Source organism: Sphingomonas sp. AC411, from assembly GCF_979253035.1.
In genome coordinates this window covers 3,637,296-3,651,979 of the sequence record NZ_CEEDAQ010000001.1, presented here as the reverse complement: position 1 = coordinate 3,651,979, position 14,684 = coordinate 3,637,296, and the positions used below count along the sequence as shown (strand labels likewise).

Genomic DNA, 14,684 nt, shown 5'->3' with positions numbered 1-14,684 from the left:
GGGAGTGAATATGACTAAGACGATGATGGTGGCGCTAGCAGGCGTTGCCGCTTTGGGGTTCGCGGCACCCGCCGCCGCCCAGGACATGACCGACGATGCGCCGTTCAGCGGTGTCTATGTCGGCGGTTCCTTCGGCTATGACGTGCAGCCCAACGACAATGGCGAGTCGATCGCATTCGATCGCAATCTGGATGGCGTCTTCGGCGACACCATCTCGACTGCGACCGCCGCCAACGCGTTCTCGCCGGGCTTCTGCAACGGTCGCGCGACCAGCAACACCGCCCCTGCCGCTGGTGGCCGTGGCTGCCGTAGCGACAAGGATGGCATCGGCTATTCGGCACGGGTCGGCGCGGATTACCAGCGCGGCAACATCGTCGTCGGCGTGGTCGGTGAGTTCGGCAAGAACGAGATCAGCGACAGCGTCTCGGCGTTCAGCACCACGCCCGCCTTCTACACGATGACGCGCGACCTGAAATGGGAAGCATCGGCACGCGGCCGCCTGGGCTATGCGGCGAACACGACGCTGTTCTACGGCACGTTCGGCGTCGGCTATGCCAACATCGATAACAGCTTCACGACCGGCAACACCGCCAACACCTTCACTACCAACGGTGGCAGCAAGGAATGGGGCATCGTCGGTGGCGGCGGCATCGAGCAGAAGCTGGGTCGCAACTTCTCGGTCGGTCTTGAGTACCAGTATCACCAGTATCAGGACAACGACTACCGCGTCCGCGCAGCCGGCGGCCCCGCTGGCGGCCCCTTCACGCGCGGCAACGCATCGGGCACCGACTTCCGTCGCGACTCGCAGGACTTCCGTTGGCACAGCCTGCGCGCCACGGCTGCGTTCAGGTTCTAAGGCGCAGGGCGGCCTGCACCAAGCTGGTGCAGGACTCGCCCAAGCCCGGCCGGCGCGGCGCGGCGCGGCGCGGCGCGCCGCGTCCGACGACATGGGCTTTGCCCATGGCTAGCGTGATATGAAAAAGGCCGCTTCCTCGGACAAGGGAGCGGCCTTTTCTTGTTCGCGATGCCTTGGCTACCGTCCTGCCCAGCGCGACATTGGTCTGCCGCTGATCCGCTGAGCGTGTTTCCCCGCGAAGGCGGGGACCCAGACTGGGCTTCCGCCTTCGCGGGAGAACAAGGCAAAGATGCTCGCCAGCAAACACAGGAACCACCCGGCAAAGGCCGGGGCCCAATTGGGGAACGTTGCTAACAGAGCGAAGCGCACGATTACCAAGACCTTCCCACTAGGCCCCGGCCTTCGCCGGGGTGGTGCCTCTTGAAATCGAGGTGGTAGCAGTTTTGAAAAAGGCCGCTTCCTCACCCGAGGAAGCGGCCTTTTTCATATCACCCTAGCCATGGGCAAAGCCCATGTCGTCGGCCGCGGCTAGCCGCGCCGGCCGGGCTGGGCGTGTCCTGCGCCAGCTTGGCGCAGACCGCCCTGCGCCTTACCTGGCCGCGGGCCGCCGAACGGGAGTGGCGGAGTCGGACGGCGGTCGCGGCGGGGCAGCTGCGCCTCGATACGCGTGGCCGCAGTGATCGACGCAGTACGGGAAGCCGGGGTTCACCGCCTTGCCGCAGAAGTGGAAGTCGGGCTCGCCGGGATGACCCAACGGCCATTTGCAGATGCGGTCGTTCAGCTCGAGCAGGCTCGTCTTGTTCGCCATTTCGGGCGAAGGCTTGGCGGGGACGAGGCGACGCGGTGGCGCGGGCGTGCTCGGGGGCTGCTGTTCGCCCGGAGCCTGGCGCAGGAAGCCTCCGGGACCGACCGAGCGCAGGATCGGCTGCGGCGCACGGACGGGCGCGGCAACCGGAGCGACCTCATCCTCGTCTTCGTCGTCCTCGGGCTCGTCGACGACCGGCTCGGCCACGACCGGTGCGGCGGGCTTCGGCGCAGCGGCGACGGGCGGCGCGACGGGGCGGGCTTGGGTGCTTCGACTTCGACCGGCTCGGGCGCCGCAGTCGCGACCGAGGCCGACGCCTCCGCCGCAGCAGCCGCCTTCGCCTCGGGATCGTTCGGCTTCACCGGCGACGGACGCGCCTGCAGCTCGAGGCGGTGCGCCTTGCCGATCACGGCGTTGCGGCTGACGCCACCCAGGGCTTCGGCGATCTGGCTGGCGGTCTGGCCGGCCTCCCACATCGTCTTGAGCGTCTGGATACGCTCGTCGGTCCAGGACATGTTCGTTCCTTAGTCTCGTCAGCCGGGTTGCGGGCGGCAGCGGCAGCGATTACCCGCAACCCGTATGAGCAGCCAGCCCCCAATCGGTGAAATCCATTCGGCGGTACACTCCGCCCCCGGCGTTCCCGTCATAAAGAGCGTGAACTGGGAGGGACTGCGAACCCTCTATATCAAGGAGGTGCGCCGGTTCTTCAAGGTGCAGCTTCAGACGGTGTGGGCGCCGGCGATAACGACGCTGTTGTTTCTGATCGTGTTCACGATCGCGACCGGCGCGAAAAGCCCGGTGCCGGTCGACGGACAGATCGTCGCATTCGCCGATTTCATCGCGCCGGGCCTGATCATCGCGCAGGGGATGATGGGCCCGGCGTTCGCCAATGCGAGCTTCTCGCTGCTCGCGGGCAAGATGCGGGGACGATCGTCGACTATCTCCAGCCGCCGCTGTCGACCGGTGAGTTGCTCGCCGCGCTGGTCGGTGGTGCGGTGACCCGCGCGATCATCGTCGGGTGCGTGGTATGGGCGGCGATGGCGCTGTATCCGGGCGTCCACGTGACGCCGCAACGCGCCGCTGGCGATCGTGTGGTTCGGATTGCTGGGCGCTGTGTTCCTCGCGCTGCTCGGCGTGCTGACGTCGATCTGGGCGGACAAGTTCGATCATGCCGCCGCGGTCACCAACTTCGTGATCGCGCCGTTGTCGCTGTTGTCGGGGACGTTCTATTCGGTCGACAAGCTCGCGCCGGCGTTCCGCGCGTTCAGCCATGCGAACCCGTTCTTCTATGTCATATCCGGCTTCCGCTACGGGTTCCTGGGGATCGCCGACTCGCCGGTGATGATCGGCGGGATCGTCATCCTGATGATCAATCTGGCGCTGGCCGTGCTATGCTATCGTCTGCTGAAGACGGGTTGGAAGCTGAAGAACTGATGCGTAGGCTCGCACTCTGGCTGATGGCGGTACTAATGGCGTTACTGCCGGTGGAGGCCTCGGCGCAGAATGTGGCCGACCCGGCGTTGCGGGCGAAGGCGGACGCGCTGATTGCGATCCTCGATGGGCGCGGCGCGTATGACGCCTATTTCGCTGCAAGCTTCCGCGAGAAGGTGCCGAAGGCGCAATTCGCGGCGATCGCCGAGACGCTGAAGGCGACGCTGGGTGCGCCGCAAAAGATCGAGACCCTGACCGCGACCTCGGCATGGTCGGCGGATCTGACCGTCGGGTACGCGCGCGGCACCGCGAGTGTCCGCCTCGTGATCGACCCTGCCGCGCCGCATGCCGCGACCGGGTTGCTGATTACCGGCACCGCCCCGCGTGACGACAGCCTGGCCAAGCTCGAAGCCGAGTTTCGTGCGCTGCCTGGGGCCAGCGGGTTCGGGCTTTACGCGCTTGGCAACGGCAAGCCCGAACCGATCCTCGAATACCGGGCCGATGTCGCCGCACCGCTAGGGTCGGCATTCAAGCTGTGGGTGCTGGCCGAGCTGGCGCGACAGGTGGCGGCGGACGAGCGGCACTGGGCGGATGTCGTCAAGGTCGGGGCGCCGTCCCTCCTCCGGCGTGTTGCAGACCTGGCCCGCGGGATCGCCGGCGACGGTGCAGACGCTGGCGACGATGATGATTTCGATCAGCGAAAACACCGCGACCGATACGCTGCTGACCACGCTCGGACGCGCGAAGGTCGATGCGATGGCGGAGGCGGGGGCCGGCAGCGTGCCGGTGATGACCACCCGCGAGATGTTCGCGCTGAAGGGCGATCCGGCATTGATGAAGGCGTGGATCGCGGGCTCGGTGGACGAGCGGCGGGCGTTGCTGGTCGACAATGCGGTGAAGATCGCGACGACTAAGCTGGATCCGACCGTGTTCGCAGGCAAGCCGGTGGCGATCGACAGCGTCGAGTGGTTCGCGAGTCCTCGGCGATGGCGGGGCTGCTGGATCGGTTGCGCGGCGCTGATGCAACGACTCGGGCGGTGCTGGCGGTGAACGCGGGGGTCGATCCGGCGATCGCCAAGCGGTTTGGCTATGTCGGGTTCAAGGGCGGCGGCGAGCCCGGGGTGCTGAGCTTGAACTACCTGGTGCAGGCGAAGGACGGGCGTTGGTATGCCGCCACCGGGAACTGGCACCGGGCGGATGACGCGGTGAACGAGGTGCGGTTCGCGGGGCTTATGGGGCGGGCGCTGGCGCTGCTGGCGGCGCGGTAGGCTTAAGTCTCAGATCAGCACACCCGGCGAAGGCCGGGGCCCAATTGGGAAACGCTGCTAACGGAGGACACCGCTCCATTATATCCACCTTGCCAATTGGGCCCCGGCCTTCGCCGGGGTGGTGGGACCCGTGGAAACGGCAGCGGCGACTAAGCCCGCCCGGCGGCCTGCCAGCTATCCGCGCACAGTCCGTAGATCAGGCTGTCGCGCAACCCCAGATGCGTTTCCCATTCGTCGCGCAGCAGGCGCTCGCGGCGGAACCCCAGCCGCTCCAGCAACAGGATCGATGCAGTATTCTCGGTATCCGCGTCGGCGAACACGCGTTTGCGCCCTTCCGCGAACAGACGATCGATCACCGCCGACACCGCCTCGCGCGCGATCCCCCGCCCCCAGGCCTCTCGCGCCAGGATGAAACCGATCTCGGTCACCCCTGCTCCATCGGCCTCGCTCCCCGAGACCCAGCCGATCGCACGGTCGTCGCCGGCGCGGGTGATCGCCCAGGTGCGCTGGTTGCCGGGCGCGGCCTCCTCGGCGAGGTAGGTGCGGACGTCATCGACGCTGCCGAGCGGGCCATCGGCGGAATAGGCCATCAGCTCCGCATCGGCGAGCATCGGGTGCAATGCGGGCGCATCGCCCTCGACGAGCGGCCGCAACCGCAGCCGTCGCGTCTTCAGCACCGGCGATACGCCGGCCCGCCGCGGTCTGCGTCCGGGTTGCCTCACGCGGTCAGGGCATCCACGAGCGCGCGGACTTTCTTCTGGCGCCACTGCGGAAGGGCGCGACCAGCCAGTACCCCCTTGACGGCTGCGACTCGCCGATCAGTCGGACGCGGGCCTGCGCGAGATCGCGGCGGGCGAGCAGTTCGGGCACCGTCGCACGGCCGAGACCTGCCGCTGCGGCATCGATCGCGAGCCCGGCGTCGGTGACGCGGACCAGCGCTACGCCATCCTCACCCGACCACGCGATCACCGAGTCGCTATCCGTGCCGGGCTTGGCGATCGTCACCATGCCCTCGGATTCGAGCGCCTCGCCCTCATGCTCGCCCGGGCCATCGCCCCAGCGGATCGCGAGATCGAGATTGGCTTCGGTGAAGTCGACATTCTCGTCGGCGGTGATCAGCACGAACCGCAATTCGGGATCGGCCTCGGCGATCTGCGCGAGGCGCGGCATCAGCCACTTCTCGGTCAGGTCTCGCGGCGCGGCGATCGTCAGAGACTTGGAAGACTGCCCTGCCTGCATCGCCCGCACGGCTTCCTCGAACTGAAGGAACCCGCCGCGGAGCGCGCCGAGGCCGGCCTCTGCTTCAGGCGTCAGTTCGAGGCCGCGCGTGGTACGCCGGAACAGGACGACGCCCAGCGTATCCTCCAGCGCACGAATCTGCTGCCCGACCGCCGCTGGCGTAACCGCTAGTTCGTCGGCGGCACGGGTGAACGACAGATGCCGCGCCGCCGCGTCGAGGACGCGCAGGCCGTTGAGCGGAAGATGCGTGCGCTTCAATTGAGCACCGCGGGCGCGAACAGCGAGAAGCGGGGATCTCGACCGCGAACACCGCGCCGTCTTCACGGACCATCTGGTAGCTCCTGCATCGCGCCCGAGGGCGTCGCGAGCGGGCAGCCCGAGACATAGTCGAAGCTCGCGCCCGGTTCGATCACCGGCTGTTCGCCGACCACGCCCTCGCCCTCGACCGAATGGCGCGCGCCGCGGCCGTCGGTGATCACCCAGTGGCGGGTGAGCAGTTGGACGGTGTCCGCGCCCTCGTTCTCGAGGCGGATGTGATACGCCCAGAACCAGCGGCCGCGCTCGGGCTCGGACTGTTCGGGAGGTAGCTGACCGACACGCGCACCGTCACCCCATCGGTCGTCGCCGCGTTGGGGAACAGCGCTTTCATAGGCCGGCCTGCCTGAGCGCCTGGTCGAGGTCGTCGATCACGTCCTGCACATCCTCGAGCCCTACGTTGATGCGGAGAAGGCCCTCGGTCACGCCCATCTCGATCTGCTTATCGGGCGAGACGCTGGCGTGCGTGGTCGATGCCGGGTGCGTCATCAGTGAGCGCGAGTCGCCGATGTTGTTCGAGATGTCGACCAACTCCAGCGCGTCGAGCAGTGCATGCGCCTGCTCGCGCCCCTCGACCTCGAATGCGAAGATCGGGCCGCAGGCGTCCATCTGGCGCATCGCCAGTTCGTGCTGGGGATGGCTCGGCAGGAAAGGGTGCAGCACGCGCGGTACGCGGCCTTCCAGGAATTGACCGACCTTCATCGCGTTCTCGGACTGGCGATGGATCTCGCAGATCGAGCGTTTCGAGGCCCTTGAGCACCACCCACGCGTTGAACGGCGACAGCGTCGGGCCGGTGTTGCGCGTGAACGGCAACAGCGTGTTGGTGATGAAATCCTCGGTCCCGCAGACCGCGCCGGCGAGCACGCGGCCCTGCCCGTCCATCATCTTGGTCGCGCTGTACGCCGTGACGTCGGCGCCGAATTCCATCGGGCGCTGCAAGGCGGGCGTCGCGAAGGCGTTGTCGACCACCGTCGTGATGCCGCGTTCGCGCGCGATGTCGCAGATCGCCTTGAGGTCGGCGATGTCCATTGTCGGGTTGGCGGGGGTCTCGAAGAAGAACACCTTGTTTCAGGCCGGACCGCGTCGAGGAACGCCTGCGGATCGCGCGCATCGACGATCGTCGTCGCGATGCCGAACTTCGGCAGCAGCGTGTCGGTCAGCCAGCGGCACGAGCCGAACGCCGCGCGGCCACCGACGAGGTGATCGCCGGTCTGGAGCTGGCAGAGCAGCGCCGCGGTCATCGCCGCCATGCCGGTCGCCATCGTCCGGCACGCCTCGGCGCCTTCGAGCAAGGCGATCCGCTCCTCGAGCATCTGCACGGTCGGGTTCTGGAGGCGGGAATAGGTCATCCCCTCCTGCTCGCCGGCAAGCGCGCCGCGGCGTCGCCCGCCTTGTCGTAGCAATAGCCCGAGGTGAGGAACAACGCCTCCGACGTCTCGCCATATTCGCTGCGGGCGGTGCCGCCGCGGATGGCGCGCGTCGCGGGACGCCAATTCTGAGTGATCGAACGATCCTGGCCGGTCTTGCGCTTCATGCGCGACGCTTTGCCGGGGGAGCCGGGATGACAAGCCTTGCAGGTGTCGGGGGCCTTCGTTCGCCGCTCTCTGGAAGGGAGGGGTTGGGGGTGGGTCGGGTTCCGGATCGTGGAACGGTCGCGACAAAAGCTGGCCTACCCACCCCAGCCTCTCCCTTCCAGGGAGGGGAGCAGGTTCCCCCTAGTACCGCCCCTGCGAATTTCGAGGACAGCGCGTAGTTCCACACCGCGCCGACCAGCACGCCGCTCAGCGCCGAGGCCGCCCACGCCCCGTCGCGCATCTCGTACAGGAACGCGGCGATGCCGACGTTGGCGACCGCACCGACCGAGCAGATCACCGCGAACGACACCCAGCCGTCGACCAGTTGCCGCCACCCCTTCAAGCGCCGATCGCGATAGGTCAGCGCGTTGTTGAGGAAGAAATTGAAGGTCAGCGCGGCCAAGGTCGCGACGATCTCGCCGACCAGGAAATTCGCGCCGATCCCGAGGAACAGCGCGGTCAGCACCGCCATGTGGATACCGACGCCGAGCACGCCGATCGCCGAGAACATCGCGAACCGCACCGGCACGACCCGCCCGAACATCCGGTCGTAGATCGCGATCAGATATTCCATCGCGACGACGTGATCGAGCTTGCTCTCGCCCTCGGTGCGGCAGCGGAAGGTGTAGGGTACCTCGACGAAGCGCAGCGGCGTCGGCGAGGCGGTCAGCAAGTCGAGCAGGATCTTGAAGCCGATCGCCGACAGCGATGGCGCGAGGCGGCGGACGATCTCGGTGCGGATCATGAAAAAGCCGCTCATCGGATCGTTGAGGTCGCACTTCAGAACACGGCGCGACATCCTGGTCGCCAGCGCCGACTTGGCGACGCGGTCGCTGTCCCACTCGCCGGTGCAGCCGCCGCTGACGAAGCGCGAGCCGATCACCACGTCGATCTCTTCGTTCTTCAGCAAATCAAGCATCGCCGGCAACAGCGTCTCGTCGTGCTGGAGATCGCCGTCGATCACCGCGACGACTGGCGCGGCGGTGGCGCACATCCCCTCGATGCACGCCGACGACAGCCCGCGGCGGCCGATCCGCTGGATCACGCGCACGCGCTTGTCGAGCCGGGCGATTTCGCGGGCGGCATCGGCGGTGGCGTCGGGACTGTCGTCGTCGACGAAGATCGCCTCCCAATTGCGCCCGGCCAATGCCTGGTCGAGCTTGGCGATCAGCGTCGGGACATTGGCCTTCTCGTTGAATGTGGGAATGACGACCGCGAGTTCGAGAAGGTCGGCGATCACAAGCTCAGCCGAGTTCGGCGAGAATAGCGTCGCCCATGCCACGGGTCGACAGCGTGCCGCCGAGATCGGGCGTGCGCGCGCCGCCCAGGATCGCGGCCGCGACCGCCGCCTCGATACGATCCGCCGCTTCGGGCAGATCGAGCGAATGCCGCAGCATCATCGCCGCGGACAGGATCGCGGCGCACGGATTGGCCTTGCCCTGCCCGGCGATGTCGGGCGCGCTGCCGTGGATCGGCTCGTACATGCCCTTGTTCGAGTCGTTGAGCGCGGCGGACGGGAGCATGCCGATCGAGCCCGCGCACATCGACGCCTCGTCGGACAGGATGTCGCCGAACAGGTTGCCGGTGACGATCACGTCGAACTGGCCGGGATTGCGCACCATCTGCATCGCCGCGTTGTCGACGTACATGTGGCTGAGTTCGATATCGGGATAGTCGGCCGACACCTCGATCACGACGTCGCGCCAGAGCTGCGAGGTTTCCAGCACATTGGCCTTGTCGACCGAGAGCAGCTTGCCCTTGCGGGTGCGTGCGGTCTCGAAGCCGACGCGGGCAATGCGCGCGATCTCGGTTTCGTCGTAGCGCATCTCGTCATGGCCTTCGCGTAGGCCATCGGCGGTGGTGCGGATGCCCTTGCGCCGAAATACACGTCGCCGGTGAGCTCGCGGACGATGACCATGTCGATCGACCGGGCGATCTCGGGACGGAGTGCGGAGGCATCCTCGAGGCCCGCGAACAGCTTGGCAGGGCGCAAATTGGCGAACAGGCCGAGGTCCTTGCGCAGGCCGAGAATGGCTTGCTCGGGGCGGAACTGGCGTTCGAGCGCATCGCAGTCGGGATCGCCGACCGCGCCGAACAGGATCGCATCGGCACGGCGGGCGAGGTCGAGCGTCTCGGGCGGCAGCGGATGACCGGCGGCCTTATACGCGGCGCCGCCGACGAGGCCCTCTTCGTAGCTGAGGTCGAGGCCGAGCGTATCGAGCACCCGCCGCGCTTCCGCGGTGACTTCGGGTCCGATGCCGTCGCCGGCCAGTATCGCGATCAAGGGCATGTGCGTTCCTCCTGCGCGGCCCTTGCCGGGCGGTGCGCGCTCACGCAACCGCCCTTTGAGGCGATCGACCAGCCGGTCGCGCGCCGCCAACGGGTCGGCGCGACGGTCGACGAGGATGTCGCGGGCAAGAAAATGTCCGGTCAGTCGCAGGCCGTCGAAGATGTCCGGCCACGCAGCCTCCCCGCCGGTGAGAAGGAAGGGCGGCAATCGCAGCAGCTTGGCCTCATAGCCGAACGCCGCCCCGCGCGAGACCGCCGCGCCACTCCGGGGACTGACGAAGCCAAGGTCGTCCTCCGCCCCGCTCGCCACACAGCGGTCGAGGTCGAGGCCGAAGCCGAGTTCGGCGAGCACCAATAATTCGTACCGGACCAGCGCGGCCGCCCAGCCGCGGGCCGATGGCGCCGCCTCGATCGCGCCGAGCACCCCGTCCAGCGCGTCGTGGATCTGCGGATAGGGTTGCGCTTCGGGCAGCGCGGCGGCGGTCAGCGCGGTGGCCCATTCGAGCGCGCCGGCGGCAAGCGGCTCGCCGTGCATCTGCGCGCGGCTGTGGATCAGCTCGGCGGTGAGCGAGGCGAGTTGCTCGCCGGTCCGCGCGCGCCATTCGCCCTGGATGACGTTCGCTTGGAGCAACACCGGCCGCATCGCCCGCGACCGACCGCCACGGACATAGCCGGGCTGGACGCCGTCGTTCCGGGTCAGCGCCCGCACGATCGCGCCGTGCTCGCCGTGCTGGCGGACGGCGACGACGATGGCGGCTGCGCGGAGATGCATGGGGGGCTATACGCCTCTCCCTCCGAAGGGAGAGGGTAAAGTGCCTTCTCCCCTCCCTGGAAGGGAGGGGTTGGGGTGGGTCGGGTTCCGCGGATTGGAACTCTGGTGGCTCAATCTGGCCTACCCACTCCAGCCCCTCCCTTCCAGGGAGGGGAGCAGATCAGCGGCGGATCTTCTTTGCCAGCTTCGTCAGGGCCGGATGCGTCGCGGCGCGCTTTGCCAGGGCTATCGCGCTGTCGAACCCGCGCAACGCCGCCACTGTCGCGCGGTTGCCCAGCGTCGGCCGCAGCAACAGCATGTCGACGCACGCCGTCCCCCGGTCGAGAATTGCCGCTTGTGCTGCCCTTCCCCTTCGGTGAAGTCGAACCGCGCGAAACGCCCGTCCGCGAACAGATCGCGCATCGCCTCGACCTGCAAGACCGCGCCCGGCGACAGCTCGTTATGCGCAGGATCATGCCCGACATAGGTGTAGCACAACGACTCGCCGTCGGCGGTGCAGCACAGATATGCGACCGGCACCCCGGCGATGAACGCCAGCCAGGCGCGCAACCTATCCTCCCCGCGAGCGACTCGAGATGACGCACCGAAGCCACATCGTCGGGCAGCCCCGATCCCAGCAGTTTCTCCTGATAGGTCGTCGCCGACACTGTGCGAGCGAGCGGGTGGAAATCCGCGAACGCCGCCGTATCGTGATAGCGCCGGATATCGAGCACGCCGCCGTTCGCCGCGGCGAGCTTCTTGGCCTTACGCTTGATTCCCGACCGCGCGCTGCCGGACAGGCCGGCGAGCCACGCTGCCTCGCCCGCCGCCAGGTCGACATGATACCGCACATAGCGCTGCCGAACGAACGCGAGCAGGCCGTGGTGGTCGAGACCAGCGAGCATCGTTGCGGGCAACGACGTCACCAGATAACCGTCGGCGTCGTCGGGCAGCGGCGGCAGGATCGGTGCCGTCGCCGCGAGCACGGCATCGAGCGAAAACGACACGCGCACCAATTGCCGGGGAATGGTCGCCAGGGTCCGGGCGCCGATCTGGAACTTCAGCGGCAGGCGGCGAACCGCACCATCTGCCATTACAGCCCGCGCGACCGCGGCCGTTCCTCGACCCAGTTCGACCAGAGCTGTTCGGCCTGCCGCCAGCGGGTCCGCAGTTGATCGGGCGCGAGCGGCGTATCCGCGCGATCGAGCGCGAGCGGCGGCCGATCCGCGAAATGATGCGTCGGCAACACCTCGCGCATCTCCGACAGCATCCCGCATAACGCCGTGAAGCGCCGCACATGGACCGCATTGGGCCGCGTGCCGCTCCGGTTCGCCAGTTCAAAACCGTGGCTGACGATCGTCACCACCGCATGCCCCGACACCGCGGCGTGCTCCAGCGCGTCATACGTCTCGCCAGCCGACAGCGCGCAGAGCTGGAAGGTCCGGATCTTGTCGCGCCGGTCCTCGATCACGGTGACGGGAACCTCGATCAGGCCCTTGTCCTGCGCACGTCGAACCGGCGATATCTGCTGTGCGGGCAACGAGATGCGGCTCGTCCCCGGCGCCTCCGAGCCGTTGTGGCTGCTGTCGTAGCTGAACCCGAGTGCCGCGAGCGCGGTCAACGTGTCGTCGTTGGCGGCATAGCTGCCGGCACGGAAGGCGATCGGATGCGGCGCCCCCGCCTCGACCAGCAATTCGGTGGCGCGCATGAGCAGGTCGGTCTGCTCGGCGAGGCTATAGTCGAACAGCGCGAACCGATCGTGCGCGGCGCCGCGATCGCCGGCCTTGGCGGTCGTCCAATTGGGGTGAAGGTGAAGTTGGACCTCCTGCCCCGCGTCGAGGATCGTCTCGATCATGCGACGAATGGGGCCGGGCCGAAGGTGATGGCGGGCATCGGATCGACGAAGAAACACGCCTTGAGATCGTGCCGTGCGAGTTCGGCCAATTGATAGGCGAGCCCGACGCCGGCCGGCTCGAGCGACCGCGCGTAGATCGCGTCGCAATCGAGCCCGGCGACGTGATGCCGCCACGCGAACTCGGTGTCTATGGTCAGGAAGACGGGCGTAGTCACCGCGTCATCTCTATCCGAGGATAATGAAGATAGGGTTTCTTTTCCTTACGATAGCCGGCCGTGCGTATCGCCGAGCGCCCGCCGGTCAGCGCGAATGGTAGAAGTCGTAGACCTGTTGCGCCACCCCGGCCGACACGCCCGGCGCCTGTTGCAGGTCCTGCAAGCTCGCATTGCGGACCGCGCGGCCGGTGCCGAAGTGCATCAGCAGCGCCTTTTTGCGTGCGGGACCGATGCCGGGCACCTCGTCAAGCGGGCTGGCGCCGATCGCCTTGCTGCGCTTGTCGCGGTGGACGCCGATCGCGAACCGGTGAACCTCGTCGCGCAGGCGCTGGAGGTAGAACAGGACCGGCGCGTTGACGGGGAGCTGGAACTCGCGGCCGTCGAGCATGTGGAACACCTCGCGGCCATCGCGGCCGTGTTCGGGTCCCTTGGCGATCCCGACCAGGCACACGTCCTCGACGCCGATCTCCTCCAGCGCGGCCTTGACGGTGTTGAGCTGGCCCTTGCCGCCGTCGATCAGTACGAGGTCCGGCCAGTCGCCTGAATCACGGTCGGGGTCCTCGGCCTGCGCGCGGGAGAAGCGGCGGGTGAAGACCTCGCGCATCATCGCGAAATCGTCGCCCGGGGCGGTATCCTTGTTCTTGATGTTGAACTTTCGATACTGGCCTTTCCGGAAGCCCTCGGGTCCGGCGACGACCATCGCGCCGGTCGCGGCGGTGCCCTGGATGTGGCTGTTGTCGTAGATCTCGATACGCTGCGGGGCTCGGCGAGGTCGAACAGGTCGGCGACTTCGCGCAGGAGTTTCGCCTGCGTCGTCGACTCGGCCTGGCGCCGCTCGATCGCCTCGATCGCGTTGCGCTTGGCCTGGTCCATCAGGCGACGGCGATCGCCACGCTGCGGGACCTGGATCGCGACCTTGTAGCCCGCGCGCTCGCCGAGCGCTTCCACCAGCAGCGCGCCCTCGGGGAGGTCGCGGTCGAGCAGGATCTGCTTGGGGGCGGGACCTCCTCGTAGAACTGGCCGAGGAAGCTGGTGAGCACCTCGTCCTCGGGGACGTCGTTGGTGTGCTGCGGGAAGAAGCTGCGATGGCCCCAGTTCTGGCCGCCGCGGATGAAGAACGCCTGGATGCCGATCAGCCCGTCCTTGCACGCCATCGCGAAGATGTCGGCGTCGCCCACACCCTCTGCGTTGATCGCCTGCGTACCCTGGATGAAGGTGAGCGCGCGGAGACGGTCGCGGAGCAGCGCTGCGAGTTCGAAGTCCATGTTCTCGGCGGCAGCCTGCATCTGAGCGGCGAGCTTGGCCTGCACGCCGGTCGACTTGCCGCCGAGGAACGCTTTCGCATCCTCGACCAGTTCCTTGTACGCCGCTTCATCGATCCGCCCGACGCAAGGCGCGGAGCAGCGCTTGATCTGGTAGAGCAGGCACGGCCGGTCGCGGGTCTTGAAGAAGCTGTCGGTGCAACTGCGCAAGAGGAACAGCTTCTGAAGCGCGTTGAGCGTGTTGTTGACCGACCCGGCGCTCGCGAATGGCCCGTAGTAATTGCCCTTCGCCCGGCGCGCGCCACGGTGTTTCTGGACGCGCGGGAAGGCGTGATCGTCGCGCAGGAGGATGAACGGAAAGCTCTTATCGTCGCGCAGCAGCACGTTGTAGGCGGGGCGATAGCGCTTGATCAGCTGCGATTCGAGCAGCAGCGCCTCGGCTTCGTTGTTGGTGGTGACGATCGTCATCGACCGGGTCTGCGACACCATCCGCTGGAGGCGCTTGGTCAGCCGCTCGACCTGGACGTAGTTCGCGACACGGTTCCGCAGCGCTCGCGCCTTGCCGACGTAGAGCACGTCGCCGCGGGCGTCCTGCATGCGGTAGACGCCCGGGCGGATCGGCAACGTCTCGAGCACGTTACGGATCGCCGCCACGCCCGCCGCGAGATCGGGCGCTTCACCGCCGCCGCGGACGGCGAAGGTGGATTTGTCTTCGTTGAACCGGTCGGGGGAATTGGGGGAGGACATCGCTGCGGAATCTAGGGAGTGCGAGGGGGTTATGCCAGCGGAAGGCAGCGATGTTCACGCGAAGGCGCAAAGCATG

General features: G+C 67.5%; 9 protein-coding genes and 9 pseudogenes. 5 read left to right on the top strand and 13 right to left on the bottom strand.

Annotated elements, in window-relative coordinates; all coding sequences use genetic code 11:
• Positions 1 to 10: 10 nt before the first annotated feature.
• On the top strand, positions 11 to 856 hold the full coding sequence (locus AC0IX7_RS18780; RefSeq protein WP_471813364.1) for an outer membrane protein: 846 nt from the start codon (positions 11 to 13) through the stop codon (positions 854 to 856).
• A gap of 597 nt (positions 857 to 1,453) precedes the next feature.
• Here AC0IX7_RS18780 and AC0IX7_RS18775 read toward each other — a convergent pair.
• Positions 1,454 to 2,176, bottom strand: a pseudogene (locus AC0IX7_RS18775) (GcrA family cell cycle regulator); the annotation flags it as partial.
• Positions 2,177 to 2,240: 64 nt separating this feature from the next.
• On the opposite strand from AC0IX7_RS18775, the pseudogene AC0IX7_RS18770 reads away from it, so the two are divergent.
• Positions 2,241 to 3,095 (top strand): annotated as a pseudogene (locus AC0IX7_RS18770) (ABC transporter permease).
• A gap of 145 nt (positions 3,096 to 3,240) precedes the next feature.
• On the opposite strand, the gene AC0IX7_RS18765 reads toward AC0IX7_RS18770, so the two are convergent.
• Positions 3,241 to 3,468 carry a hypothetical protein gene (locus tag AC0IX7_RS18765; RefSeq protein WP_471813363.1) on the bottom strand — a complete coding sequence of 76 codons (228 nt, stop codon included), beginning with the start codon at positions 3,466 to 3,468 and terminating at the stop codon, positions 3,241 to 3,243.
• A gap of 215 nt (positions 3,469 to 3,683) precedes the next feature.
• On the opposite strand from AC0IX7_RS18765, the gene AC0IX7_RS18760 reads away from it, so the two are divergent.
• Together AC0IX7_RS18760 and AC0IX7_RS18755 are read left to right on the top strand one after the other, a co-directional pair.
• Positions 3,684 to 4,142 carry a serine hydrolase gene (locus tag AC0IX7_RS18760; protein WP_471813361.1) on the top strand — a complete coding sequence of 153 codons (459 nt, stop codon included), beginning with the start codon at positions 3,684 to 3,686 and terminating at the stop codon, positions 4,140 to 4,142.
• Positions 4,079 to 4,360, top strand: coding sequence for a hypothetical protein (locus tag AC0IX7_RS18755; protein WP_471814002.1), 282 nt, complete (start codon positions 4,079 to 4,081; stop codon positions 4,358 to 4,360). Before AC0IX7_RS18760 ends, AC0IX7_RS18755 begins: the two co-directional genes overlap by 64 nt.
• A gap of 149 nt (positions 4,361 to 4,509) precedes the next feature.
• Here AC0IX7_RS18755 and AC0IX7_RS18750 read toward each other — a convergent pair whose 3' ends face one another.
• From AC0IX7_RS18750 to AC0IX7_RS18715, 8 genes and pseudogenes are all read right to left on the bottom strand, one after another.
• The gene (locus AC0IX7_RS18750) at positions 4,510 to 5,037 is read right to left on the bottom strand and encodes a GNAT family N-acetyltransferase (RefSeq protein WP_471813359.1); all 528 of its coding nucleotides are present in this window, start codon (positions 5,035 to 5,037) and stop codon (positions 4,510 to 4,512) included.
• Between the two features lie 41 nt (positions 5,038 to 5,078).
• Positions 5,079 to 5,857 (bottom strand): annotated as a pseudogene (locus AC0IX7_RS18745) (LysR family transcriptional regulator).
• Positions 5,854 to 6,248: pseudogene (apaG, locus tag AC0IX7_RS18740) on the bottom strand (Co2+/Mg2+ efflux protein ApaG). Before apaG ends, AC0IX7_RS18745 begins: the two co-directional pseudogenes overlap by 4 nt.
• Positions 6,245 to 7,449: pseudogene (locus AC0IX7_RS18735) on the bottom strand (trans-sulfuration enzyme family protein). The pseudogenes apaG and AC0IX7_RS18735 overlap by 4 nt, the downstream one beginning before the upstream one ends.
• Positions 7,450 to 7,646: 197 nt before the next feature.
• Positions 7,647 to 8,726, bottom strand: a pseudogene (locus AC0IX7_RS18730) (glycosyltransferase family 2 protein); the annotation flags it as partial.
• A gap of 7 nt (positions 8,727 to 8,733) precedes the next feature.
• Positions 8,734 to 9,779: pseudogene (leuB, locus tag AC0IX7_RS18725) on the bottom strand (3-isopropylmalate dehydrogenase).
• A gap of 54 nt (positions 9,780 to 9,833) precedes the next feature.
• Positions 9,834 to 10,550: pseudogene (recO, locus tag AC0IX7_RS18720) on the bottom strand (DNA repair protein RecO); the annotation flags it as partial.
• A gap of 225 nt (positions 10,551 to 10,775) precedes the next feature.
• A complete protein-coding gene (locus AC0IX7_RS18715) occupies positions 10,776 to 11,069 on the bottom strand; it encodes a GNAT family N-acetyltransferase (RefSeq protein WP_471813953.1) in 294 nt (97 codons plus the stop codon).
• 170 nt (positions 11,070 to 11,239) lie between these two features.
• On the opposite strand from AC0IX7_RS18715, the gene AC0IX7_RS18710 reads away from it, so the two are divergent.
• Positions 11,240 to 11,704 (top strand): hypothetical protein, encoded by a 465-nt coding sequence (locus tag AC0IX7_RS18710; RefSeq protein ID WP_471813357.1) that lies wholly within the window; start codon positions 11,240 to 11,242, stop codon positions 11,702 to 11,704.
• On the opposite strand, the gene AC0IX7_RS18705 is transcribed toward AC0IX7_RS18710, so the two are convergent.
• The 3 genes and pseudogenes from AC0IX7_RS18705 to uvrC all read right to left on the bottom strand — a co-directional run bounded on the left by AC0IX7_RS18705 (position 11,623) and on the right by uvrC (position 14,608).
• On the bottom strand, positions 11,623 to 12,384 hold the full coding sequence (locus AC0IX7_RS18705; RefSeq protein ID WP_471813355.1) for a polysaccharide deacetylase family protein: 762 nt from the start codon (positions 12,382 to 12,384) through the stop codon (positions 11,623 to 11,625). The genes AC0IX7_RS18710 and AC0IX7_RS18705 overlap by 82 nt on opposite strands.
• The gene (locus tag AC0IX7_RS18700; RefSeq protein WP_471813353.1) at positions 12,381 to 12,599 is read right to left on the bottom strand and encodes a hypothetical protein; all 219 of its coding nucleotides are present in this window, start codon (positions 12,597 to 12,599) and stop codon (positions 12,381 to 12,383) included. Before AC0IX7_RS18700 ends, AC0IX7_RS18705 begins: the two co-directional genes overlap by 4 nt.
• Before the next feature lie 85 nt (positions 12,600 to 12,684).
• Positions 12,685 to 14,608 (bottom strand): annotated as a pseudogene (uvrC, locus tag AC0IX7_RS18695) (excinuclease ABC subunit UvrC).
• Positions 14,609 to 14,684 lie beyond the last annotated feature (76 nt).

Excerpts from the sequence above, each read along its gene's own strand:
- AC0IX7_RS18780 (WP_471813364.1), top strand. The coding sequence starts at position 11 with ATGACTAAGACGATGATGGTGGCGCTAGCAGGCGTTGCCGCTTTGGGG.
- AC0IX7_RS18760 (WP_471813361.1), top strand. The coding sequence starts at position 3,684 with ATGTCGTCAAGGTCGGGGCGCCGTCCCTCCTCCGGCGTGTTGCAGACC.
- AC0IX7_RS18755 (WP_471814002.1), top strand. The coding sequence starts at position 4,079 with ATGGCGGGGCTGCTGGATCGGTTGCGCGGCGCTGATGCAACGACTCGG.
- AC0IX7_RS18705 (WP_471813355.1), bottom strand. The coding sequence starts at position 12,384 with ATGATCGAGACGATCCTCGACGCGGGGCAGGAGGTCCAACTTCACCTT.